The sequence below is a fragment of the Myxococcota bacterium genome, from assembly GCA_035498015.1.
GTDB lineage: Bacteria > Myxococcota_A > UBA9160 > SZUA-336 > SZUA-336 > VGRW01.
On sequence record DATKAO010000141.1, the window covers coordinates 47,564 to 71,301 of the forward strand.

23 protein-coding genes and 1 tRNA gene are annotated in these 23,738 nt (G+C 71.2%); 13 read left to right on the forward strand and 11 right to left on the reverse strand.

The annotated features are described in order from the left end of the window. Genes mgtA through hemH form a run of 3 tightly spaced genes read right to left on the reverse strand, consistent with a single transcriptional unit; the run spans position 1 to position 4,207 of the window. A complete protein-coding gene (gene mgtA / locus VMR86_12820) occupies positions 1-2,514 on the reverse strand; it encodes a magnesium-translocating P-type ATPase (protein ID HTO07927.1) in 2,514 nt (837 codons plus the stop codon). Beyond that, complete coding sequence (gene nth, locus VMR86_12825; GenBank protein ID HTO07928.1) at positions 2,511-3,185, reverse strand: endonuclease III; 675 nt, start codon at positions 3,183-3,185, stop codon at positions 2,511-2,513. The genes mgtA and nth overlap by 4 nt, the downstream gene beginning before the upstream one ends. Next, a complete protein-coding gene (hemH, locus tag VMR86_12830; protein HTO07929.1) occupies positions 3,182-4,207 on the reverse strand; it encodes a ferrochelatase in 1,026 nt (341 codons plus the stop codon). Before hemH ends, nth begins: the two co-directional genes overlap by 4 nt. A gap of 99 nt (positions 4,208-4,306) precedes the next feature. Between hemH and VMR86_12835 the strand changes: the two genes are divergently transcribed. Together VMR86_12835 and VMR86_12840 are read left to right on the forward strand one after the other, a co-directional pair. Continuing rightward, positions 4,307-5,989 (forward strand): amidohydrolase family protein, encoded by a 1,683-nt coding sequence (locus VMR86_12835; protein HTO07930.1) that lies wholly within the window; start codon positions 4,307-4,309, stop codon positions 5,987-5,989. A gap of 5 nt (positions 5,990-5,994) precedes the next feature. Next, entirely contained in the window at positions 5,995-6,837 is an 843-nt protein-coding gene (locus VMR86_12840) for an alpha/beta hydrolase (protein HTO07931.1), read from the forward strand. Here VMR86_12840 and VMR86_12845 read toward each other — a convergent pair. From VMR86_12845 to grxD, 3 genes are read right to left on the reverse strand one after another with little or no spacing between them, the layout of a single operon-like run. Then, the gene (locus VMR86_12845) at positions 6,834-7,745 is read right to left on the reverse strand and encodes an alpha/beta hydrolase (protein HTO07932.1); all 912 of its coding nucleotides are present in this window, start codon (positions 7,743-7,745) and stop codon (positions 6,834-6,836) included. The genes VMR86_12840 and VMR86_12845 overlap by 4 nt on opposite strands. Beyond that, entirely contained in the window at positions 7,742-7,999 is a 258-nt protein-coding gene (locus tag VMR86_12850) for a BolA/IbaG family iron-sulfur metabolism protein (GenBank protein ID HTO07933.1), read from the reverse strand. The genes VMR86_12845 and VMR86_12850 overlap by 4 nt, the downstream gene beginning before the upstream one ends. An 8-nt stretch (positions 8,000-8,007) precedes the next feature. Next, positions 8,008-8,940, reverse strand: a complete 933-nt coding sequence (grxD, locus tag VMR86_12855; GenBank protein ID HTO07934.1) for a Grx4 family monothiol glutaredoxin — start codon at positions 8,938-8,940, stop codon at positions 8,008-8,010. A gap of 76 nt (positions 8,941-9,016) precedes the next feature. Between grxD and VMR86_12860 the strand changes: the two genes are divergently transcribed. Then, positions 9,017-9,094, forward strand: a tRNA-Glu gene (locus VMR86_12860). Between the two features lie 146 nt (positions 9,095-9,240). Beyond that, positions 9,241-9,657 carry a hypothetical protein gene (locus tag VMR86_12865; GenBank protein HTO07935.1) on the forward strand — a complete coding sequence of 139 codons (417 nt, stop codon included), beginning with the start codon at positions 9,241-9,243 and terminating at the stop codon, positions 9,655-9,657. Here VMR86_12865 and VMR86_12870 read toward each other — a convergent pair. Continuing rightward, positions 9,654-10,304 (reverse strand): glutathione S-transferase family protein, encoded by a 651-nt coding sequence (locus VMR86_12870; protein ID HTO07936.1) that lies wholly within the window; start codon positions 10,302-10,304, stop codon positions 9,654-9,656. The two genes, VMR86_12865 and VMR86_12870, sit on opposite strands and share 4 nt — an antisense overlap. 64 nt (positions 10,305-10,368) lie before the next feature. Between VMR86_12870 and VMR86_12875 the strand changes: the two genes are divergently transcribed. From VMR86_12875 to VMR86_12890, 4 genes are all read left to right on the forward strand, one after another. Next, on the forward strand, positions 10,369-11,676 hold the full coding sequence (locus VMR86_12875) for a sodium:proton antiporter (protein ID HTO07937.1): 1,308 nt from the start codon (positions 10,369-10,371) through the stop codon (positions 11,674-11,676). Positions 11,677-11,690: 14 nt separating this feature from the next. Then, complete coding sequence (locus VMR86_12880) at positions 11,691-12,608, forward strand: DUF455 family protein (GenBank protein ID HTO07938.1); 918 nt, start codon at positions 11,691-11,693, stop codon at positions 12,606-12,608. A 68-nt stretch (positions 12,609-12,676) separates the two neighbouring features. Next, on the forward strand, positions 12,677-14,008 hold the full coding sequence (locus VMR86_12885; protein HTO07939.1) for a M48 family metalloprotease: 1,332 nt from the start codon (positions 12,677-12,679) through the stop codon (positions 14,006-14,008). A 339-nt stretch (positions 14,009-14,347) separates the two neighbouring features. Next, positions 14,348-15,244: a NosD domain-containing protein gene (locus VMR86_12890; GenBank protein ID HTO07940.1), complete on the forward strand. Its 897-nt coding sequence runs from the start codon at positions 14,348-14,350 to the stop codon at positions 15,242-15,244. 1 nt (position 15,245) lies between these two features. Here VMR86_12890 and VMR86_12895 read toward each other — a convergent pair whose 3' ends face one another. Together VMR86_12895 and VMR86_12900 are read right to left on the reverse strand one after the other, a co-directional pair. After that, positions 15,246-15,983, reverse strand: coding sequence for a DUF2470 domain-containing protein (locus tag VMR86_12895; GenBank protein ID HTO07941.1), 738 nt, complete (start codon positions 15,981-15,983; stop codon positions 15,246-15,248). Then, a complete protein-coding gene (locus tag VMR86_12900) occupies positions 15,980-17,497 on the reverse strand; it encodes a sulfatase-like hydrolase/transferase (protein ID HTO07942.1) in 1,518 nt (505 codons plus the stop codon). The genes VMR86_12895 and VMR86_12900 overlap by 4 nt, the downstream gene beginning before the upstream one ends. 36 nt (positions 17,498-17,533) lie before the next feature. On the opposite strand from VMR86_12900, the gene VMR86_12905 reads away from it, so the two are divergent. After that, positions 17,534-18,862: a DUF1329 domain-containing protein gene (locus VMR86_12905; protein HTO07943.1), complete on the forward strand. Its 1,329-nt coding sequence runs from the start codon at positions 17,534-17,536 to the stop codon at positions 18,860-18,862. Here VMR86_12905 and VMR86_12910 read toward each other — a convergent pair. Further along, positions 18,859-19,704, reverse strand: coding sequence for a thioesterase family protein (locus VMR86_12910; protein HTO07944.1), 846 nt, complete (start codon positions 19,702-19,704; stop codon positions 18,859-18,861). The two genes, VMR86_12905 and VMR86_12910, sit on opposite strands and share 4 nt — an antisense overlap. 39 nt (positions 19,705-19,743) lie before the next feature. Here VMR86_12910 and VMR86_12915 point away from each other — a divergent pair, with 39 nt between their 5' ends. Genes VMR86_12915 through VMR86_12930 form a run of 4 tightly spaced genes read left to right on the forward strand, consistent with a single transcriptional unit; the run spans position 19,744 to position 23,034 of the window. Then, positions 19,744-20,457 (forward strand): dienelactone hydrolase family protein, encoded by a 714-nt coding sequence (locus VMR86_12915; protein HTO07945.1) that lies wholly within the window; start codon positions 19,744-19,746, stop codon positions 20,455-20,457. Next, on the forward strand, positions 20,454-20,885 hold the full coding sequence (locus tag VMR86_12920) for a carboxypeptidase-like regulatory domain-containing protein (protein HTO07946.1): 432 nt from the start codon (positions 20,454-20,456) through the stop codon (positions 20,883-20,885). The genes VMR86_12915 and VMR86_12920 overlap by 4 nt, the downstream gene beginning before the upstream one ends. After that, positions 20,885-22,279, forward strand: a complete 1,395-nt coding sequence (locus VMR86_12925; GenBank protein ID HTO07947.1) for a carotenoid oxygenase family protein — start codon at positions 20,885-20,887, stop codon at positions 22,277-22,279. Before VMR86_12920 ends, VMR86_12925 begins: the two co-directional genes overlap by 1 nt. Continuing rightward, positions 22,276-23,034, forward strand: a complete 759-nt coding sequence (locus tag VMR86_12930; protein HTO07948.1) for a class I SAM-dependent methyltransferase — start codon at positions 22,276-22,278, stop codon at positions 23,032-23,034. The genes VMR86_12925 and VMR86_12930 overlap by 4 nt, the downstream gene beginning before the upstream one ends. Here VMR86_12930 and VMR86_12935 read toward each other — a convergent pair. Further along, the gene (locus VMR86_12935; protein ID HTO07949.1) at positions 23,031-23,675 is read right to left on the reverse strand and encodes an ABC transporter substrate-binding protein; all 645 of its coding nucleotides are present in this window, start codon (positions 23,673-23,675) and stop codon (positions 23,031-23,033) included. The two genes, VMR86_12930 and VMR86_12935, sit on opposite strands and share 4 nt — an antisense overlap. Positions 23,676-23,738: the final 63 nt, after the last annotated feature.

Here is a 23,738-nt window from a genome sequence, read left to right on the forward strand (position 1 = left end):
TCAGCCCGCGCTCGCGCCCACCAGCCGCTTCAGGGCCTCGGCGCTCGCGAAGTACAGAGCGACCAGCCCCAGCATGGCGCCCAGCAGCGCGGGCGGCAACGGCGCGAAGCCGAGCGGGCCGGCGAGCGGCGAGTACGGCAGCGCGAGCGCGATCGCGCCCACGGCGACGCTCGACGCGACCAGCGCCCGGCTGGGCCGGCTGCGCCCCAGCGGCAACGCAGTCCGCAGCGCGAACACGACGCTCACTTCGGAGAGCACCGACTCGACGAACCAGCCGCTGCGGAACAGCGTGGCGTCGGCCTTCAGCGCCAGCAGCAGCAGCGCAAAGCAACACAGGTCGAAGACGGAGCTCTGCGCGCCGAACAGCAGCATGAAGCGGCGGATGAAGCGCACGTTCCAGCGGCGCGGCGCGGCGAGTGTCTCGTCCTCGACCCGGTCGCCCGCGATCGTGAGCTGGGCGAGGTCACCCAGGAAGTTCAGCAGCAGGATCTGCTTGGGCAGCATCGGCAGGAAGGGGATGAACAGCGATGCGGCCGCGACCGAGAGCATGTTGCCGAAGTTCGAGCTCGTGGCCATGAACACGTACTTCTGCGTGTTCGCGAACGTGCGCCGGCCTTCGAGGATCCCGTCGCGCAGCGCAGACAACTCGCGGTCGAGCAGCACGATCTCGGCCGCCTCCTTCGCGACGTCGGTCGCCGAGTCCACCGAGATCCCGACGTCGGCGACGTGGAGCGCACCCGCGTCGTTGATGCCGTCGCCGAGAAAGCCCGCGACCCGGCCGGCGCGCTTGAGCGCCAGAATCACGCGCTCCTTCTGCGCCGGCTCGACCTCCGCGATCACGTCCGCTTGCACGGCGCGCGCGGCGAGCGCGTCCGCGGTGAGCTCGCGCAGCTCCTCGCCGGTGAGCACGCGCGGCTCCTTCAGCCCGACCTGACGCGCCACGTGACTGGCGACCCAGCGATTGTCACCCGTCAGGATCTTCAGCTCCACGCCGAGCTCGCGAAGCGAGGCGACGACGGCGGCGCTGTCCTCTTTCAGCCGGTCCGCGAACACCAGGAGGCCGATGAAGACCAGGTCGCGCTCGTCGCCGCGCTCGGCGCGCGTCTGCGCGCCCAGGTCGCGCACGGCCACCGCCAGGGCGCGCGCGCCGCGTTCGGACAGCGCGCGGAAGCGCGCCTCGATCGCCTCGCGGTGCGCCGCGATCGGCTCGCGGCCGCCGTCCGGCCGCTCGAGCTCGGTCGCGACCTCGAGCACCTTCGGGATCGGCCCCTTGGTGACCAGCAGGTTCCGGCCATCGAGCCGCACGAGCACGCTCTCGCGCTTGCGCACGAAGTCCCAGGGCACCTCGTCGAGCTTTGCCGCGGGGTCGGGCGCCGGGACGCCGGTGCACAGCGCGTCGTCGAGCGGGTTGCTGAAGCTGGTCGCGAACGCCGCGTTCAGGCGCGCGAGCGCGAGCACGCGCGCGCTCTCGCCGCCGAACGGGTCGCACGCCGCTTCCAGGCGCACGATGCCCTCGGTCAACGTGCCGGTCTTGTCGGAGCACAGGACGTCCATGCTGCCCAGGTTCTCGATCGCGGAGAGCCGTTTCACGATCACGCGCCTCTGGGCCATGGCCCGGGCTCCTCGCGCGAGACACAGCGCGAGGATGGCCGGCAAGAGCTGCGGCGCCAGCCCGATCGCGAGCGCGAGCGAGAACAGGAGTGAGTCGAGCACGGGGCGCGCGAGCGCGACGTTGGCCGCGAAGATCAGCATCGTGAGCGCCAGAGTGACCTCGACGAGCAAGAGGCCGAAGCGGAACAGCCCGTGCTCGAACTCCGGCTCCGGCGCCGCGCGCGCCAGGCGCGCGGAGATGTCGCCGAGCGCGGTGCGGCGCCCCACCGCGACCACGAGCGCGCGCGCAGCGCCGCTGGCCACGTGGGTGCCGAGGAAGACCGAGTTCGCCCGGCCCGGCAGCGGCGTGTCCGGCGCGAGCGGCGCGTGGTGCTTCTCGACGGGGAATGACTCGCCGGTGAGCGCCGCCTCGACGCAGAACAAGTCGTGCGCGTCGAGCAGCCGGCAGTCCGCGGGCACGAGCGAGCCCGCGCTCAGCACCACCACGTCGCCGGGCACCAGCTCGTCCGGCGGCAGCTCGAGCTCGACGCCGTCGCGCAGCACGCGGCACTTCGCGCGGACGGTCTCGAGCAGCGCCTCGACGGCGCGCTCCGCGCCGCTCTCCTGCCAGGCGCCGACCACTACGCTCGCCGCCAGGATCCCGACGATGATCGCGGCGTCGGTCCGCTCCGCGAACACGAAGGAGAGGGTCGCCGCGAACACCAGCAAGAGCAGGATCGGGCTCCCGAGCTGGCGCAGCACCACGCGCGCGAGGCCGTGGCGCCGCGCGGCGGGCAGCGCATCGCCTGCGAGCAGCGCGCGCCGGCGCGCCGCCTCCACGCTCGACAGGCCCGCGTGACTCGTGTCGAGCCGCAGACAGGCGGCGTCGCAGTCCTCGCTCCAGAACGCCCCTGGGTCGTTCACGCGTTCTGGGGACGCCGCGCGGCTCGCCCTCGCTCGCGCGTGGCCCGGGCCCGGCTCGCGGCCCAGCTGCAGATCGGACAGCGCGAGAAGTCGTGTGACCGGGCGGGGCAATGACTGCGGCCGAAGTAGATGATCTGCAGGTGGCGCCGGATCCACTCGTTCTCGGGAAACAGCGCCTTCAGGTCGCGCTCGGTCTGGACCACGTTGCGCCCGCTCGAGAGACCCCAGCGCGCCGCGAGCCGGTGGATGTGCGTGTCGACCGGGAAGGCCGGCACGCCGAACGCGTGCGCCATGACCACGCTCGCCGTCTTGTGACCCACGCCGGGCAGCGCCTCGAGCTCTTCGAAGCTCTTGGGCACGCGCCCGCCGTGCTCGGCCACGAGCTTCTTCGAGAGCGCGTGGATGTGGGCCGACTTCGCGGGCGAGAGACCGCAGGGCTTGATGATCTCGCGGATCGCCGGCACCGGGAGACGGCTCATGGCGGCCGGGTTGTTGGCCCGGGCGAACAGCGCGGGCGTCGTGCGATTCACGCGCTCGTCGGTGCACTGCGCGGACAGCACCACCGCGATCAAGAGCGTGTACGGGTCTTCGTGGGCGAGCGGGATGTCGGGCATGGGGTAGAGCTCGTCGAGGATCTTCCCGATGCGGTCGGCCTTCTCCTGGCGGGTCATCGGATCCTTTCTGCGAGGAAGCGCACGAACGCGGGGTGGGCGTTCGCGCAGGGCACGAGCTCGAGCGCCTCGCCGCCCGCCGCCTGCCACTGCGCGCGGCCGCGCACGCCGATCTCCTCGAGCGTCTCGAGACAGTCGGCCGCGAACGAGGGGCACAGCACGGCCAGGCGCTTCACGCCCGCGCGCGCGAGCTCGGGCAGACGCACGTCGGTGTGGGGCTGGATCCAGGGCTCCCGGCCGAGCCGCGACTGGAAGGCGAACGAGTGACTCCCCGGCGCGAGCCCGAGCGCGTTCACCAGCGCGCGCGTGGTCGCGACGCACTGCGCGCGGTAGCAGCGCGCATTGGCGAAGCCGATCGCGTTGCAGCAGTCGGCGGAGCGCAGACAGTGTGTCCCGCTGCGGTCGCCGGCGCGCATGTGGCGCTCGGGCAGGCCGTGGTAGGAGAACAGCACGTGGTCGGGGCGGAAGGCCGCGAGCCGCGGGCGCGCGATCTCGGCCAGCGCGCCGATGAAGCCCGCTGCGTCGTAGAACTCGCCCAGCGCCTCGAGCGGCGGCACGTTGTTCTGCGCGCCCGCGAGCTCGAACAGCTTGGCGAGCCCCGAGCCCAGCGACGACGACGCGTACTGCGGAAACAGCGGCACGGCGACGATGCGCGCCGCGCCGGCCGCGATCAGCGACCCCAGCGCGTTCCCGAGCGACGGCTGGCCGTAGCGCATGCCGAGCCGCACCGAGTGACTCGGGCCGAGCTCGGCTTCGAGCGCCGCGGCGAGCGCCTCGCCGTGCACGAGCTGCGGGGAGCCTTCGGGTCCCCAGATCTTGCGGTAGAGCTCCGCGGAGCGCGGCGCGCGGAACGGCGCGATCACCAGGTTCACCAGCGGCCAGCGCAGGACGGCCGGCATGTCGAGCACGCGCGGGTCCATGAGAAACTCGCGCAGATAGGCGCGCACGTGGGCTGGCCGCGCCGAGCGCGGCGTGCCCAGGTTGAGCAGCAGCACGCCGGTCTTCTCGCCCGTCCGGGTCACGCGCGAAGCAAACCGGAAATCCGCCGTCCTGTCGACCCCTTCGGCTTGACTCGCGCGCGGCTTCCTGGCCTGCTCTCGGAGAACTCGAGGAGGCACCCGATGGCGGAGCTCGATCTCGCGATTCGCGGCGGAACGATCGTCGACGGCACGGGGGCGCCGGCTCGCCGGGGCGACGTGGGGATCCGAGCCGGGCGGATCGCCGAGCTCGGCACGCTCTCGGGCCGCGCTGCGCGCGAGCTCGACGCCAGCGGCTGCGTGGTCGCGCCCGGCTTCGTCGACATCCACACGCACTACGACGCCCAGGTCTTCTGGGACCGCATGCTCACGATCTCGCCCTGGCACGGAGTGACTTCCGTGGTGATGGGCAACTGCGGCTTCGGCGTGGCGCCGACCCGGCCCGCGCACCGCGAGCTGATCATGCGCACGCTCGAGAACGTGGAGGGCATGTCGCTCGAGGCGCTGCGCGCGGGCATCGGGCCCGACTGGCCGTTCGAGACCTTCCCGCAGTATCTCGACGCGCTCGAGGCGCGCGGCACGGCGATCAACGTGGGGGCGCTCGTGGGTCACACGCCCGTGCGGCTGTACGTGATGGGCGAGGAGGCGACCGAGCGCGAGGCGACCGAGGACGAGATCGCGCAGATGGAGCGCATCGTGGCCGAAGCCGTGCGCGCCGGCGCGGTGGGCTTCGCGACCAGCAAGTCGGCCACGCACGTGGGCTACGCGGGCCGGCCGGTGCCGAGCCGCGCGGCCTCGCTCGCGGAGATCGAGAGACTCGCCTCGACGCTCGGCGCGCAGGGCCGCGGCATCGTGCAGGCCACGATCGGCCGCGGCTTCTTCACCGCCGAGCTCGCGGAGCTGGCGCGCAAGACCGGTCGTCCGGTGTCGTGGACGGCGCTGCTGGCGGGCGCGCTCGGTCCCGACGGACACCGGAAAGTGTTGGAGGACCACGAGAGGCTCCAGCGCCAGGGCGTGCCGGTCTACCCGCAGGTGGCGTGTCGGCCGCTCAACTTCGAGTTCCAGTGGAAGGCGCCGTTCCCGTACGAGAGCATGCAGATCTTCCAGCCGGTGTCTCGCGCCGACCACGCGGGCAAGAAGAAGATCTACGCCGACCCGGAGTTCCGCGCCGCGTTCCGCGAGCGCGGCAGCAAGGGCGGGATCGCCGGCCGCTGGGAAGACACCGTGGTCTCGAGCTATGCGCCCGACCCGAGTCTCGAGGAGCGCAACGTGGCGCAGCTGGCGGCCGAGCGCGGCGTGCACCCGGTCGACCTGGTGCTCGACATGGGTCTCGAGACCAACCTCGAGGCGCGCTTCCGCATCGCCGTCATGAACACCGACGAAGGCGCGGTGCGCGAGCTGCTCGCGCACCCGTCGGTGGTGCTCGGCCTGTCCGACGCGGGCGCCCACGCGAGTCAGCTGTGCGACGGCTGCTTCTCGACGCACCTGCTCGCGCACTGGGTGCGCGAGCAGGGCGCGCTGTCCATGGAGCAGGGCGTGCGGCTGCTCAGCTCGCGCTCGGCCGAGGTCTTCGGCATCACCGACCGCGGCCGGCTCGCGCCGGGCCTCGCCGGCGACGTGGCCGTGTTCGACCCCGACACCGTCGGGTGTAGCCCGCTGCGCCGCGTCTACGATCTGCCCGCGGGTCAGGACCGGCTGGTGGCCGATGCCGAAGGCATGCGCGCGGTGGTCGTGAACGGCGTGCTGCTGCGCGAGAACGGGCGCGACGCGGTGGATCCGGCCGGAAAGCTGCCGGGGCGCGTGCTGCGCGGCGGCGTCGCCGTCTGACGGCCCTGTCGCTCGTCGACGGCCGCACGCTCGCGTGGGCGGAGTTCGGCGAGCCCACCGGGCGCCCGCTCCTCTTCTTCCACGGCACGCCGGGCTCACGCCTCGGCGCCAGCGCCCTCGACGACGTGGCACGGACACGCGGCGTGCGTGTCATTGCGCCGGACCGGCCGGGTTGCGGCAAATCGCAGCCGAAGCCCGGTCGCGCGCTGGTCGACTGGCCGGACGACGTGCGCGCGCTCGCCGACTCACTCGCCATCGATCGTTTCTCGATCGCGGGCATCTCTGGCGGCGGTCCGTATGCCGCGGTGTGTGCCTGGGCTCTTCCCGAGCGGGTGAGCGGCGCGGCGATCCTCTCGGGGATCGGACCCACCGATCACCCGGGAGCCACCCGCGACATGCTGTGGACGAATCGACTCTCGCTCTGGCTCGCGCGGCACGCGCCCCCGCTCGCGCGGGCGCTCCTCGGACTGACGCGCAGCCAGCTGCGCAACCCCGAGCGCGCGCTGACGCGCATGGCGAGCACGCTTCCCGCGCCCGATCGCGCGATCCTCGCGCAGCCGCTCCACCGCGACCGCCTGATCGCGGAGTTCCGAGAGGCCATCTCGTCCACTACCGAGGGCGCGATCGCCGACTTGCGGATCTTCGCTTCGCCTTGGGGCTTCGCGCCGGAGGAGATCCGAGTCCCTGTCCACATGTGGCACGGCGAGCTCGATCGCAACAGCCCGATCGCGCTCGCGCGCCGGCTGGCGGCGGCGATTCCCGGCTGCCGGACGACGTTCGCTCCGGACGGCGGTCACCTGTTCCCACTGCTGCACCTGGACGAGGTGCTGAAGTCACTCGGGCTCTAGCTCTTCACGAGGTCCCGGCAGAAGGAGCGGATCGCCCCGTTCAGCACGTCGGCGGCCTCCCACTGCAGGAAGTGACCCGCGTCGCGCACCAGGAACGGGCCGACGTGGTCGGGGAAGACGGCTGCGGCCATGCGGTCGAACTCCGGGTAGATCACGTGGTCCGAAGTGCCGAACAGGATCAGCGCGTGCGTCGGGTTGGGACCCAGCATCGGCGGCTCGCTGCGCTTCTCGGGCTTGAACACCGACTCGTAGCCGCCGAAGCCGGAGCGCAGCTTCGCGGCGTCGGCGAAGGGCTCGGTCATGAAGTCGACGGCCTCGCGCGCGAAGTGACCCGGGTGCGCCCAGAAGCGCGAGCCGTAGAAGCTCGCGATGTAGCGCCGGCGCTCTTCGGGCGTGCCGAGCTCGCTCGCCAGCGCGTCGGCGTCGGTGCCCTGGCGCAGGAAGTAGTCGGCCGCTTCGGCGGCCGGGCGCGAGCGCAAGCCCGCCATCTTGTCCTTCAGATAGGGCAGGGGCGAGTTGAAGATCACCAGCCGCTCGACCCGCTCGGGGAAACGCAGCGAGAAGTCCTGGATCACCGCGCCGCCCAGGTCGCCGCCCACCAGCACCACCCGCCGCACGCCCAGGGCGTCGAGCAGGGCGGCCAGGTCGCGGCTGTGACTCGGCGTGTCGGCGAAGCCGTCGGGCGCGACGTCGCTCTCGCCGAAGCCCCGCAGGTCGGGCGCGATCACGCGGAAGCCCGCGGCCGCGAGCGGCGCGACGTTGCGCCACCAGATGCGCTTGGTCTCGGGCCAGCCGTGCACGAGCAGGAGCGGGAAGCCCTGGCCCTCGTCGACGGTCACCTGCCCGAAGCCGCGCGGCGACTCGCGACGAATCCGGAACCGTGCCGGATCGAGCTCGCCCTCGCTCAAGGCGCGCGCGTCTCGAGCACGTCGATCGCGTGCACCGGCGCGCCCTCGCCCTTCATCAGGTGCGCGATCGCGCCCAGCACGAGCCTCTGCTTGGCCAGCGTGTTCTTGCCCGCGAACGCGGCCGAGCTGACGCGGATCTCGAAGTGACCGCCGCTGCCGCGCACGTCGAGCGAGTCACAAAGCAGCGCCGCCTCGATGGCGGCGCGGATCTGGCCGATCACCTCGGAAGGCGGCGGGTGGATCTGCAGGGCCAAGGCGGGGGTCAGTAGCGGGGCACCGACGGGTCGATCTCACGCGACCACGCGTCGATCCCGCCGGCCAGGTTGTGGACGTTCGAGAAGCCCTGCGCCGCGAAGTGCTCGGCCGCCGCCTGGCTGCGTCCGCCGTGGTGGCAGTGGAACACGATGCGCGTGTCGCGCGGCAGCTTCTCGATCTCGGCCGCGACCTGCGGGTCGACCAGCGTCGCGCCCGCGATGCACGCCTTGCGCTGCTCTTCGGGCGTGCGCACGTCGTAGAGCCGCAGCGGCGCGCCGGAGTCGAGCAGTGCCTTCAGCTCGCGCACGGAGAGCTGATTCACTGGGGCGGCCTTGGGGGCGTTGGGGTTGTCGACCGCCAGCGCCTTGCGGCCGCCGCCCGAGTCGACCGCGTCGATCGTGAGCCCGTCGGCGCGCTGCGCCGAGTCGTGGTCGAAGAGCAGGGTGAGTCCGTTGCTCTCGGCCGCGACCTCGTGACCCGCGCGCGGCCCGAGCGAGAGCGAGTGCTTGAAGCCGGCGTCGATCGCCACGTGCAGGTCCCCCGGCTGGCGCGCCTGCGCCTCGCGCAGGAGCTGCGCCGCGGCATCGGTCACGGTGACACGGGGCGGTGTCACCTGCGCGAGCTCGAGCCCGAGCGCCTGGTGCAGCTCGCCGCTCGCGTACATCTCCTTCACGATGTCGCAGCCGCCCTGGAACTCGCCCCCGATGTAGAGCTGGGGGATGGTCGGCCAGTTCGAGAACTCCTTGATGCCCTCGCGCACCTCGCGATCCGAAAGCACGTCGAAGCTGCCGTAGCCGGGCAGCAGCCGGTTCAGGATCGAGACGACCTGTGCGGAGAAGCCGCACTGGGGCGCGTCCGGGTTGCCCTTCATGAACAGGACCACCCGGTCCGAGGCCACGATCGACTGGATGCGCTCGCGGAGCTGGGGAGACAGCGACATCGGGAATTCCCTTCCTTGCCGGCCCGTTCGATGCCGGCCCGCGCAGTCTAATTTCGCTAACGTGCGCCGGCCAGCCGACCCCATCGTCTAGCCTGGCCCAGGACGTCGGCCTTTCACGCCGAGAACGCGGGTTCGAATCCCGCTGGGGTCACCACTTCTCCCGCCCCGGCGCCCTCGCCGGGGTCCGGGGCCAGAGGTGAGAAGTTTCTCAGCCCCTGAGTCGATCCGCCCCCCAGGGTCACTCATGGCCGGCAATGCTTCGCTCGTGTCCGTGATCGCCGCCGCAGTCACTGCGAGCCCGTGTGCCGGCTCGGGCGGCGGGAGGATCTCGCCGACTCGGCGGACCTGCGGGTCGAGGTGCCCGCGGGCTGGAGCGTGACTGCGAAGCCCGTGGACGCGCGCGGCGTGCACACCTACGAGCTCCGGCCCTCCGACGGCACCAGGGAGATCGTGCTCGTGAGCGCGTTCGACGCGCACCACCAGCGCGCGCGGTCGTGGGTGGAAGGCAGCAGCCGCTCGGCGCCGACGCAATCGGTCGAGGGCACGCTCGCCGTCGAGTCCATGTGTCCGGGCAAGGACGGCGGCTACTACCGCGCGCCCGAGCCCGATGGCTACCGCTACATGACCCAGGTCGCGCTCGTGCACCTGAATCACGCGGTGACTCTGGCGTGCGACGGCGCGCCGCCGGCAGCCTCGATCAGAGTCAGCATCCGCTAGGCGCGCATGCCTCCTGCCTTCGCCACCGGGTGGAGGCTGGCCTCGGCGCTCGGCCGCTTGCCGATGCGCTCGAACAGCGCGTTCACGTTCTTGAAGGCCGGATTGCGGGCCTGACCCACGCCCGCACCGAAGTCGAGCGCGCAGTACAAGCAGATGTCGGCCAGCGTGAAGCGCTTGCCGCATACCCACTCCTTGCCCGCGAGCAGGCCGTCGAGCTTCTGCAGGTAGTACTGCGACATGTTCTTCAGCCCCTGCGCGGCCTCGGGAATCGTGAACAAGCGGTCCTTGAACATTCCCAGGCCCTCGGCGAAGCGGAAGCCGTTGGCGAGCGGCTCGGTGATGCCGAACTCGATGCGCCGGATCCACATACGGGTCTCCGCGCGCTCTTCCGGCGTGGCGCCAATCAGCGCCGGCTTCGGGTTCTTCTCCTCGAGGTACTCGCAGATCGTGACCGTCTCGCCGAGCACGAAGCCGTTGTCGAGCTCGAGCGCGGGCATCTGGCCGGCCGGGTTCTTGTCGGTGTAGGGCGGCCGGCGGTTCGCACCGCCCATGATGTCCACCTGCTCCGTCGGGAGCTGCAGGTTCTTCTCCAGCAGGAACATGCGCACCAGACGCGGGTTCGGGCCGAGCGAGTCGTAGAACTTCAAGGTCGTCTCCTTTGAATGGGCGCAGCGCGGCCCGCGGCTATGATACGCGCTCGGGGGTGGAATTTTGGACCTGGGCGCCGCGCTTCCCGTCTGGACCGTCTTGCCGTTCGCCGGCCTCTTGCTCGCCATCGCGCTCTTGCCGCTGTTCGCCGGGCACTTCTGGGAGCAGAACCGCAACAAGGCGCTGGTGGCCGCGCTGTTCTCGCTGCCCGTGGTGCTCGAGCTCGCGAGCTTCGGTCACCCGGGCCTGCACCAGCTGGTCGAGAAGGGGCAGGAGTATCTCTCGTTCATCCTGCTCCTGCTCGCGCTGTTCGTGATCACCGGCGGCATCGTGGTGCGCGGGTCACTCAGCGGCACACCGCTGGTGAATACCGGGATTTTCGGGCTGGGCGCCGTGCTCGCGAACGTGATCGGCACGACCGGCGCGTCGGTGCTCTTGATCCGCCCCGTCCTGCGCGCCAACGCGCCGCGCGAGCGCAAGGTGCACATCGTGGTGTTCTTCATCTTCATCGTGTCCAACTGCGGCGGGCTGCTCACTCCGCTGGGTGACCCGCCGCTGTTTCTCGGCTTCCTGAAGGGCGTGCCGTTCGAGTGGACGTTCTCGCTCTGGAAGGAGTGGCTGCTCGTGAACGGCGCGCTGCTCGTGCTGTTCAACGTGTGGGACCAGCGCGTGCTCGACCAGGAGGAGCTGGAGCGCCCCGGCTCCCAGCTCGAAGAGGTCATGCACCACGCGCCGCTGCGCATCGAGGGCCTGCGCAACGCCGCGTTTCTCGCCGGCGTGGTGGCCTTGATCTTCTACGCCGGCCGCGCCGAGCTGCCCTACGGCGTGCCCCAGGCCGCCATGGCGCTGCTCGCCGTCACCGCCTATCTCGTGACTCCCGAGAGACTCCGGCGCGACAACGGCTTTACCTGGGGACCGATCGTCGAGGTGGCGGTGCTGTTCGCAGGCATCTTCGTGACCATGGCGCCGGCGCTGCTGCTCCTGAACACGCATGCCGCGAGCGTGGGCCTGCGCGAGCCCTGGCAGTTCTACTGGGCTTCGGGCCTGCTCTCGAGCTTCCTCGACAACGCGCCCACCTACCTCACGTTCTCGGCCGCGGCCGCGGGGCTGCACGGGCTCTCGCTCGAGGGCCGCTATCTCGCGGAGCTGCTCGCGCAGGGTGACTCGGGCGCGAGGCTCGTGGCGGCGATCTCCTGCGGCTCGGTCATGATGGGCGCGAACTCGTACATCGGGAACGGGCCCAACTTCATGGTGAAGGCGATCGCCGAGGAGGCCGGCGTGCGCATGCCGTCGTTCTTCGGCTACATGGCATACTCGGTGGGGATCCTGATCCCGCTGTTCGTCGTGATCACGTTCATGTTCATGCGCTGACCGGGAGGCCAAGGATGAAGCGCTTCCTTCCGCCCAACGAGCTCGCTCGGGACTCGCGCTTCAAGCGCGCGGGCGCGCGCAACCAGCTCGTGCCATCGCTACCCGACGACGTGGACCAGGTGGTGGCGGTGCTCGAGGCGATCGCGCCGAAGATCCGCCAGCGCGTGGAGGGCACGGCGCTCGAGCAGATGTACGACGAGCTCGGCCCGGGCTTCGCCTTCCTGATGAACGCCGTGCAGCCCAAGCCCGGCTCGCCCGACGCCGAGCGCCAGCTGCGGCTGCGCCTGCACGGCATCTACGTGGGCGAGCTGCAGGCGCTCGAGGCCGCGGGCCGCACGCTCTGGGACTTCCCCGACGCGCCCTGGGAGTTCAAGCTGAACATGGCGCGCCAGTGCTGGGACGAGACGCGCCACGTGCAGGTGTACGAGAAGCTGCTCGAGCGCGCGGGCGGCGCGGTCGGCGAGTATCCCGAGAACACTTTCCTGTTCGAGGCGTCGTGTCATGACGACCCGCTCCTGCGAGTCACCGGCGTGAACCGCTGTCTCGAGGGTCTGGCCTGCGACGTGTTCCGCCAGCTGATCGACTACGGGCACAAGACGGGCGACGAGGTGCTCGCGCAGGCCGTCGACTTCGTCCTGGCCGACGAGCTCACCCACGTGCGCTTCGGCAGTGACTGGCTGCGCGAGTGGACGAAGGGCGATCCCGAGCGCGCGCGGCGCGCGCACGAGTTCCAGCGCGAGGTCGACCGGCGCTTCACGTTCGGCGGCGCGCGCACGATCGCGCGCGAGGAGCGGCTCGAGGCCGGCTTCAGCGAGGCCGAGCTCGACGAGCTGTCGGCCACGCAGGGCGGCGGGCCGAGCCGCGAAACGCTGGTGCGGGCGGCCGAGATCGCGCGCGAGCGTCACCTGGCCAGGCGCTCGCCACAGCCCTGAGCCGAGCCGCCCGCGTCTGGCTGACCGCGCTCCTCGCGGCGACGGCAGCCTGCGCCGTCCCTGCGCCCGTGCTCGAGACGGCCCAGGACGACGCCCAGGCCGGCGCCGAGGCGAGCCGGCAGGTCGAAGCCATGATCGGGTTCGTGCAGGACCCGAGGCTGCGCCAGTACCTGCAGTCACTCGGCGAGAAGCTGGTGCGCTTCGCGCCCGCGCAGCCGTTCGAGTACCGGTTCCAGGTCGTCGACCAGTGGAGCCCGAACGCCTTCGCGCTCCCCGGGGGACAGATCTTCGTGTCGCGCGGCCTGCTCGCGCTGACCAACTCGGAGGACGAGCTCGCGTGCGTGCTGGGGCACGAGATCACCCACGCGGCCGAGCGCCACGCCGCGAGTCAGCAGGCGTTCAGCCAGCAGCTGAGTCCCTTCTCGCTGGCGCTGCCGCGCCAGGCGATCGTGGCGAAGTACGCGCGCGATCAGGAGCGCGCGGCCGACACGGGCGGGCAGCGCATCTGCTCCGCGGCAGGATACGATCCGCGCGCGCTGTCCAGCTTCCTCGAGTCACTCGGCGGGATCGACCGGCTGCAGATGGGCGTCTCACGCATTCCGACCTTTCTCGACAGTCACCCGGGCACCCCCGAGCGCATCGCCACCACGGCGGCCTTCGCTTCGACCCTGCCCCCGCCCGGGCCGCGCGATCCGGTGCGGGCGCGCGAGGCCTATCTGGCCCGCCTGGAAGGGCTCTTGCTCGGGGCCGACCCCAGCGAAGGCGTGATCCTGGGCTCGCGCTTCGTGCATCCCGACCTGGGCTTCTCGGTCACCTTCCCGGAGGGCTGGCGGGTGGTGAACACGGCCAGCGCGGTGGTCGCGCGCTCGCCGCGCCGCGACGCCCGCTTCGCGCTCGAGCCGGCCGGCCCGGGCAGCGACCCGCGGGCCGTGGCCGAGCCCTACCTCGCCCAGCGCGTGCAGGAGTGGCGCGCGGTGCTCGATTTCCAGGGCGCGGAGGCGACGCCCTGCTGCGCGGCGTACGTGGTGCGCGGGTCGGTCGAGTCGACGCAGGGAGTGATTGCGGGCCAGCTGGCGTGGGTCGTGCTCGCCGGCCGCGTGTATCGCCTGTCCGCCGCTTTCGTGCCCACGGCTTCCGAGAAGTACGCCGAGCGCGCGCGTCAGATGGTGCAGAGCTTCCGGCCACTCACCGACGAGGAGCGCGCCGGGATCCGAGTCAACCGCCTGCACCTGGCCCGAGCCCGCGCCGGCGAGAGCTTGGCTTCGTTCTCGGCGCGCACGGGCAACGTCTACGACGCGCAGCCGACGGCGCTCGCCAACGGGCTCGCGCCCGGCACGAGGCTGTCGGCGGGTCAGCTGCTGAAGATCGGCGTGCAGAAGACCTACGAGCCGCAGAAGTGAACGACTGAGCGCGAGTCACGCGGCGATTTCTGCATTTCGCCGCGGCCCTGGTTCCCTTCTCGGGTGAGGTGATTCACGCAGGTCGGATCGCGGCTGGCGCGGCCCTTGCACATCGGCGGGTGACTCGACCCACCAACCACTCACCCCAGCGAGGATTCCATGACCCGACTGTCTCGGTGCGCTCTACTCGTCGTTCTGTGTGCGGGCTTCGGCACCACGGCTCTGGCTGCGACCGTGGTCGTATCCAACGACGGCGTCGATTCCGACACCTGCGGCGCCAAGACGGCGCCTTGCCGATCGATCAGCAGAGGCATCGCGCGCGCAAACGCGGGTGATCAGGTGATCGTGGGTCCGGGCCGCTACGGAGAGCTTACGAACGACGGCGACTTCACCGACCCCGGCGAGGAGCTGAACGGCGGCGGCGGCATGATCGTGATCGACAAGGCCGTGAGCGTGAGGTCGGTCTCCGGCGCCACGCTCACCGTGATCGACGCGCGCGGCCTGTCCGACGTCGCGGTGGCGATCACCGCCAACGGGGCCGAGTTCGGCGGCGTCAAGAAGGGCTTCACGGTGACTGGCGCAGGAGCCACGGCGATCCAGAGTGACGGCTCGGGCATCACCGTCGCGGGCAACCTGGCGCTCGGCAACGGCGGCGGCACGGGCTACTCGATCGCGGGCAGCGACGCGACGGTGTTCGGAAACTTCTCGCTCGCGAACGAGATCGGCTTTTCGGTCTCGGCCAGCGACAGCGTGGTGCGCGGGAACACCGCGTGGCTCAACACGCTGGTGGGCTACTCGGTGTCGGGCGACGGAAACACGCTCGACCGCAACCTGGCGGTGTCGAACGGCACGAGCGGCTTCAACGTCGCGGTCGCGACCTCGGGCGGCAGCGTGACTGGCAACGCGGCGATCGCGAACGGCGAGAACGGCATCGCGCTCACCGGGCCCGGCTTCACCATCCGCGACAACTCGGCGATCGGGAACGACCAGAACGGCCTCGGCTTCTCCGACGCGTCGTCGGACCCGAGCGGCGGCAACCTGTTCGGCAATCTCGGCTGCGGCCTGCGCAACGCGTCGGACGGCGCTTCGAACGCGCGGCACATCTACTTCGGCTCGAAGGACGGCCCGAGTGACACCGATCCGGCGGACCGCGTGTGCAACATCGGGGCGTCGACGACGGACAGCGACCCGTTCGCGACCAGGCCCGCCAAGCTCAAGGTCAAGACCCTTTTCTGAGTCACCGGGCCGCGGAGGAACGCGAGTCGCGCGCGAGCTTCACGAACACGTCGCGCGCCTCGCGGGCCTCGACGTCGCGGCCGAAAGGCACGTAGCACAGCGCGTCCGGCGCGCGCGTGCGCATCAGGAAGCCGGCGGTCTCCACCGCCGTGATGCGCGCGCCCGCCGGACGCTCGCCCGTGCGCGCCGCGGCGATGTCGCACAGCGCGCTCTCGTGGTCGCCGTTCATGTGCTCGATCACGCGCCCGGCCGCCTCGCGCCAGCCGCGCCCGAGCGGGTCACACACGAGGCTGTCGGGCGGGAGCCAGCGGATCGCCCCGAACCCGCCGATCGCGCGCAGCTTCAGCGGCGCGAGCTCCCAGAACGTGAAATCGTGCGCGCCGCCGTACCCGGGCGCGCCGGGCACGCGCGCGGCGTAGCGCGCGTGGAGCTCTTCGAGCTCGTCGCCTTCGACGTCGAGCCGCCGGGCCCGCGCCAGCACGGTGACTCGCCAGCTGGCCTGCGCATCGGGGCGCGCGTCGCCCTCGGGGTCGCGCACGAACAGCGAGCAGCGCGGGTCGCGCTCGAGATTGCGCGTGTGCTGCGCGATCGCCGAGATCAGCACGAACGGCGTGCCGTCGGCGCGCAGCGCGAACGGCGCCAGCGAGCCGAAGGGGAAGCCGGCGACCTCGGGCTCGGCCGCGATCGTGCATAGCGCCGCGTTGCGAGCGCCGAGCAGCCAGGCGCGCGCTTCGCTCACGCGAGCCCCAGCCGCACGAGCTGGTCTTCCGGCGCCTCGACCGAGGCCAGCGCCGCGCGCAGCAACTCTTCCGCGCGCCGCTCCTCGGCCCCGCCCACGAGGTTGCGTGACTCGCTCGGGTCCTCGCGCAGGTCGTACAGGTGACTGCCGCGGAACGGCCCGAGCGCCCAGTAGGGCAGGAAGTCACCGGGCCCGAAGGTCTGCCGGATCACCGGCACCTTCGAGCCGGGCATGCGGTCGAGGCGCGCGCGGTCGTCGGGCAGCGGCAGGCGCAGGTCCGGCAGGCGGTGGATGGGCATGGTCGACCAGCGGTTCGAGAACAGCGACAGGGGCGCGTTCGGACCGGCCGGGGCGCGCGAGTACTTCGTGCGCCCGTCGATCACCTGGACCTCGCGGCCCCAGTAGCCGGCGAGCGCCCACTCGCGGATCGAGTCGCGCTCGCCGCGCAGGAGCGGCGTGAGCGACTGCCCGTGCGTGCGGTGGCGTGCGCTGGCGCCGAACAGCTCGAGCAGCGTGGCGTGCAGGTCGACGTTGGTGGTGAGCGCCGTGCACGTCCCCGCCGCCACGCCCGGCCAGGCCACCAGCAGGGGAATGTGACCCAGCGGCTCGAACACGGGCAGCGCGGGCTTGCCGAAGGCGTCGCGCTCGCCGAGATAGTGACCGTGGTCGGTGCACACGAACACCGCCGTGCTGGCCCACAGGCCCGTGCGGTCGAGCGCGTCGAGCAGCCGCCCGAACCAGCGGTCGATCATGGTGAGCTTTCCGCCGTAGCTCGCGCGCAGCTGCCGCGCCTGCCGCTCGCTGATCACGCCGCTCGCGACACCGGATGGTGTATAGGGCGGCCAGATCAGGTGCGGCCCCTGCCAGTCGGGGTCGTACATGGACGCGTAGGGCTCCGGCGTGTCGAAGGGCTCGTGCGGGTCGAACTCGTCCACGAACAGGAGGAAGCGCTCGTGCTGGGGCGCGTCGCGCTCGAGCCAGGCGGCGGCGGCCGCGAGCGTGCGCGGCCCGGGGAAGTCGCTCTCGCCCCGGAACCAGCCGCGCGAGTCGTCGTAGGCCGTGTGGCCGCGCCCGAACGACGGCGCGCCGAGCCAGCTCGGGTCGGGCCGCGTGCGCCACGGATCGCTCTCGTGACCGCGCTGGTAGTCCCAGGCCGTGAAGTCGGTGTGGTAGTTCTCGCCGCCCACCTCGAACAGGTGCGGGTGGTCGGACACCAACAGGGTGGTGACTCCCGCGCGCCGCAGCGCGGCGGTGATCGGCTCCTCCCAGAGCTCGATCGAGCCCCACGGCTTCCACAGGAAGTCGAGCGCGCCGCACAACAGGTCGTGGCGCGCGGGGATGCACGGCAACGAACCCGCGAAATGAGCGTCGAACCGGATGGCACGCCGCGCGAACCGGTCCAGGTTCGGCGTGTCGAACTCGCGCGCTCCATACGCGCCCAGCAGATGCCGATTCAGACTGTCGAGCAGGACGACCACGGCGTTTCGTGGCGCGGACGGCGGCGTCTCCGACATCGCGGCATTCTCTCACGACCGAATGGAGGTAAGGCCTTGGCCCGCAAGCTCTCGCATCTGGCAGCGCTCATCCTGTGCGTCGTGGCCGGCACCGCGCGCGCCGAGGTGCAGGTCGGCGACACGATCACGGCCGCGAACAAGGAGAAGGTGCGCGGCCTCGTGCCCGACGAGTTCTACACCTACGCGATCGAGGACTTCCCCGACCTCTCGATGAAGATCGTCGCCACCCAGGACTACCCGGTGCACCCGAAGTATGTCGAAGCGACCGTGCAGTTCGCGTGTCAGGCGACGCTCGACGAGAAGGGCACGCTCAAGAACTACAGCGCGGGTCAGCCGTTCCCGTACTCGGAGTGGGCGAAGCAGGCCACCCATCACCGGTGCGACCTCACGCCCGACGACCCGCAGTTCGCGCTCAAGCTGGCCTGGGACGTGAACTACCGCTGGCAGGGCGGCTCGGGCTTCAACCTGCCGCACTGGGGCTTCGCGAACCTGCGCAACAAGGGGCGCGAGCAGTGGCGGCTCTCGCAGGGCGAGTACCGCCGCACCTACTTCAGCGCGCGCGCCGACCTCCTGCCCGAGACGACCGAGCTCGAGAAGGGCACCAACGTGGAGTGGGCCGAGTATTTCGACGTGAAGTCACCCTTCGACCTGCGCGGCACGATGTTCCTGCTCTACCGCTACCGCGACGGCAAGGACGACGACACCTGGGCGTACATCCCGGCGCTGCGCCGCGTGCGCCGCATCGCGGCCACGCAGAAGAGTGACTCGCTGCTCGGCACCGAGTTCACGCTCGAGGACTTCTACTGCTTCTCGGGCTACGTCTGGGACCACTCGTGGGAGTTCAAGGGCGAGAGCACGCTCTTGTCCGTCCCCGACAGCGCGCGCACCTGCTTCCCGAAGGCCTCGGGCGCGATCTCGGCCAGGCAGATGGTGCGGCTCGGCACCGACGAGGAGTGGCGCGCCTGCCGCTTCGACCCGTACGGGGTCATGCCCATGGTGGGTGAGTCGTGGCAGAAGCGGGCGTCGTTCGAGCTCGACGACATCCCCAAGCAGGAAGGCCACCCCTACAGCCGCAAGAAGATCTGGTACGACAAAGAGACCATGTCGCCCGGCCTGGCCGTGGCCTACGACCGCGCCGGCAAGGTCTACAAGCTGATCGGCGGCGTCGGCCGCTGGAGCGAGAGCTCGGGCATCCCCGAGAACAAGGGCCGGCAGGTGCTGCTCGGCACCTCGGTCATGATCGTCAACGTGCAGAGCGGCAACTCGAACCTGGGTCAGTTCGACGGCATGAACGCCATGGAGTTCGACATCACCGAGAGCCGCAAGTACTACGACACGACCAAGCTGAAGACCACGGGGCGCTAGCGCTCGCCGTACTTCTTCCAGCTCTCGGGCCGCGCCTCGAGGCCGCGCACCAGGAGTGACTGCGAGGAGTGGCCGATCGGGCCGCGTTCGTCGAGCAGCCGCGCGTGTGCGGTGCCCGAGCCGTTGTCGACGTAGGTCGCGCGCGCGTCGAGGCAGATCCACTCGCCCAGCGCGGGGCGGTGCAGGTTCAGCGTAGTATCGGGGTTGATCGCCACGAACGGGCGGGCGGCCATCCCCTTCATGTCGCGGCTCGCCATGCGCATGAGCGGCACCGAGTAGGTCATGTCGGAGACGAAGGCCACGCGCACCAGCGGCGAGTTGGCCTCGCCCGCGACCAGCGGCACGCGCAGTCGCAGCCAGGCGGTCGGTGACTCGAAGCCGGGCACGGGCCGCATCTCGAGCACGCGCTGCAGCGGGTTCTCGGCGTCGCCGCGCGAGTCACTCCAGGGGAAGCGCATGGCCGTCGCGGGCAGGGCGGGCGGGCGCTCGGGCGAGAGCTCCTCGGGCACCCGCACGGTCGCGACGCGGAAACGCAGGGCGCTGGCGCGCGCGAACACCTCGCCGCCCGCGCACAGCTCCGCCTCGAGCACGTCGACCGACCCGCCGCTGCGCACCACCCGCGCCCGCGTCTCCACGCGCGCCAACGGCGCCGCGCGCATCAGGTCGACGGTGAGCCGGGTGATCTGTGACTCGCGCTCCGCGGGCACGCGCTCCACGGCGCGCGCCAGAAGGCCCAACATGGGGCTCCCGTGCTGGGTGTTCGGATACCACGGCCCGCGCGCGAGCTCCGTGGGCACGAAGCCGTCGCCGTCGGGCGCGAACACGAACTCGGGGGCCGGCACGGCGCGCAGCCTAGCACGCGCGCGGGGTATGCTCTGGCCATGGAGATCCGAACCGAGCAGGCCCAGGTGAAGACGCCCGACGGCTCACTGCCCGTCTACCTCGCGGAGCCCACCGCGCCCGGCCGCTATCCCGCGGTGCTCGTGATCCAGGAGATCTTCGGCGTGAACGGCCACATCGCCGACGTCACGCGCCGCATTGCCGCCGAGGGCTACGTCGCGCTCGCGCCCGATCTCTTCTACCGCGACGCCAAGGGGGTCGTGATTCCCTACGACCAGATCCCCAAGGCGATCGAGTACGCCATGCGCCTGAAGGAAGAGGGGCTGGTCGCCGACCTGCGCGCGTCGCTCGACTTCCTGGCCGCGCGGCCCCAGGTGTCGGGTGCGAAGGCGGGAATCACCGGCTTCTGCATGGGCGGGCGCATCGCGTTCCTGGCCGCGTGCGCGCTGCCCGACCGGATCGCCGCCGCGGCGCCGTTCTACGGCGGCGGCACCGTGCAGCTCCTGCCCCGGGCCGAGTCGATCCGCGCGCCCATGCAGTTCTTCTTCGGCGCGCTCGACGCGCACATCCCGCAGAACCAGGTGAAGGCCATCGACGCGCGTCTTGCGGAGCTCGGGAAGGACTACAAGATCGAGGTGTATCCCGGCGCCGATCATGGCTTCTTCTGCAACGACCGCGCGAGCTACAACGAGAAGGCGGCGTCCGACGCCTGGACCACGCTGAAGGCGTTCTTCGCCAAGCACCTGGGTAAGTGACCCGGCGGGCGCTGCTCGCGTTCGTTCCAGCACTGACCGGGTGCCTGCCGCTCCCGATCCCGCACCGCGTCGCGGTGCAGCCGGGGTTGACCGGGAGGATCGTCGACGAGCACCGGGTGCCGATCTCCGGAGCGGACATCGAGCTTCGGGCCGGGGACGCGCTCTACTCGGCACAGAGCGGCCAGGACGGACGCTTTCGCATCGACCCCGTGGTCGAGTGGCGCTACGTCGTGTGGCTCCCGCTCGTCCCGATAGACTATTTTCACGGGTGCAGCCCCGCGGAGGTGAGCGTGAAACGGGGCGACCGCATCTTCTGCGGGATCGCTCCGAAGATCTGTGGTGTCGTGCCGGATGAGTCTCCCGCATGGGCGGGGGAGCATCTCGGAGAGCTCGGAGACATTCCTCTCTGCCCTGCGAAGGAGTCCTGATGTCCCGTCCATTCCCGAGTGACCCGTATCTCGAGGGCAACTTCGCGCCGCTGTCCTTCGAGGCCGACGCGAACGATCTGGTGGTCTACGGCGAGATTCCTCGCTGTCTCGAAGGCACGCTGTACCGAAACGGCGCCAACCCGCAATTCGCGCCGCGCGGGCGCTACCACTGGTTCTCGGGCGACGGCATGATCCACGGCTTCTTCTTCGAGAACGGCCGGGTCTCGTACAAGAATCGCTGGGTGCGCACCGAGCGCTGGAAGGCGGAGCGCGCCGCGGGCGAGGCGCTGTTCGGCGGAATCACCGACCCGGGCAACAACGACCCGCGCGTCGAGGGCATCTCGGGCAACACCGCGAACACCAACATCGTGTGGCACGCCGGCCGGCTTCTGGCGCTGTGGGAGGCGGGCTTGCCGACCGAGCTCGACCCCGTGACGCTCGAGACGCGCGGCACCTGGGACTTCGCGGGACGGCTGACTCGCCGCAATCATCCCAGCGGCATCATGACCGCGCACCCGAAGTTCGACCCGCGCACGGGCGAGATGCTGATGTTCGGCTACAGCCCGGTCGAGCCGTATCTCGTCTACAACGTGGTCGACAGCAAAGGGAAGCTCGTGAAGAGCGTCGAGCTCGACGTGCCCTGGCCGAGCATGATGCACGACTTCATCACTACGGCCGAACACGTGGTCTTCCCGGTGTTTCCGGTCGTGTTCGACCTGGCGGCGATGGCCAACGGGGGCAACGTCATGTCGTGGCAGCCCGAGCGCGGGACGATGCTCGGAGTCATGCCGCGCAACGGCGAGGCCAAGGACCTGCGCTGGTTCCAGACCGACCCGTGCTACGTGTTCCATCCGATGAACGCGCACACGGAGGGCTCGCGCGTGATCGCCGAGGTCGCGCGCTTCCCGGTGCTGCCGCTGTTCGGCGTGCCGGACCAGGGGCCGGCGAACTTCGCGCGCTTCACGATCGACCTGGCGCGCGGCCAGGCGCGCACCGAGCCGCTCGACGACCTGACCATGGAGTTCCCGCGGCTCGACGAGCGCTACACGGGGCTGCCCTATGCACACGGCTACTCCGCGGGGTCGACGCGCGCGGAGCGCGACATTCTCGGCTTCGACGCGATCCTCCACTACAACGTGCGCACCGGCAGCCGCTCCGTGCACCAGCTGCGCGAGGGCAGCTACACCGGCGAGCCGGTGTTCGTGCCCTCGCGCCCGAATGCGCCCGAAGGCGAGGGCGTGCTGCTCGCGATCGTGTACCGCGAGGACACGCGCTCGAGCGACCTGCTCGTGCTCGACGCCGAGAACGTCGAGAAGGACCCGCTGGCCACGATCCAGCTGCCCACGCGCGTGCCGTTCGGCTTCCACGGCAACTGGCGACCCGCCGCCGAGTGACTCCGGCCGACGACGAGCAGATCCTCGACGCCCTGGTCGACCTGAACCGCTCTGGCCGCGCGCGCCCGCTCGCGAAGTTCCAGAGCCGGGCGGGCGCGCACCAGTATCTGCGCGTGTATCGGTTGTTCCGGCGCTTCGTGCCGCCGGGCGCGCGCGTGCTCGACTGGGGCGCGGCGGGCGGTCACTTCTCGTACTTCCTGGCGCGCGCCGGCTACAGAGCCGCGGGCTACTCGTTCCACCCGTTCGATTTCGGGTCGTGGCTCGACGACCCCGCCTACGAGTTCACCGCCGGCAGCCCCGCCGAGCCGGTGAAGCTCCCCTACGCCGACGCCTCGTTCGACGCGGTGGCCTCGATCGGCGTGCTCGAGCACGTGCGCCAGACCGGCGGAAGTGAGTCGGGAAGCTTGCGGGAGATCCAGCGCGTGCTGCGCCCGGGCGGGGTGTTCGTGTGCGTGCACTTCCCGAACCGGACCAGCTGGATCGAAGCCGCGGCGTCCTTGCGCCGGGGCAAGCACCACCACCCCTACCGCTTCGACCGCGCCGACGTGCTGCGGCTGGTGCGCGAGGCGGGGCTCGAGCTCTCGCACGTGGAGCGCTACGGCTTCCTGCCGCGCAACACGCTGCACAACCTGGGCGAGTCACTGGCCACCTCGCGCCGCTTCGCCCACTGGTACGACGCGACCGACGCGGCGCTCGGCCGCGTGTTCGGGCCGCTGTGCCAGAACTGGGGCTTCGTCGCGCGCCGCGCCGCCTAGTCCGCGCTGACCACGTTCTGCAGCGCGCGCGCCGTGCCCACCGGGTCGACCCAGGCGTCGCCCAGCACGGGCCGGGCCACGTCGATCACTCGCGCGGCGTTGCCGGCCTGGAGCGCTGCCGGGGTCAGAGTCACGACCACGCCCTTCCGATCGCCGAAGGCGTTCTCCACGCCCGCCCAGCCCAGGAGCTTCGACAGGAACGCGTCCCCGCCCACGACCGACAGAGGCGCGCGCGACACCACCAGGGCCACGCGCGTCGGCTGCGCGCTCCGGCCCGACGCGATCTCGTCGTTCACGCGCTGGATGAGCGCGGCGGCGGCCTTGGGCTTGCCTAGCACGCTCGCGATCTCGGTGTAGGCCGACAGCACGTCTTCGGTGCTCTCGGGCGTGAAGCGGCGCACCTGGATGCCGCGCGCGGCGAAGGCGGCGCCCAGGTCGCGGAAGTCGGGGCCTGCGATCGCCAGGTTCGCGCCGCTCGTGAAGGCGCGCTCGATCGCCTTGGGCGTGTTGGGGTCGAGTGACTCGAGCCGGTCGGCCAGCCCCAGCGCCTCGGCCACGCGCGTGGTGGAGGGCGAGAGCGAGACCACGCGCCGCGGCTCAGCCCCGCAGCCGCACAGCAGCGCGAGCGCAAGGCACCCCACGGCAGTCGGGCGGCGGCGGCGTGCGCGCGGTTCCCCCACGGGCGAGCAGGATATCGCGCAGTA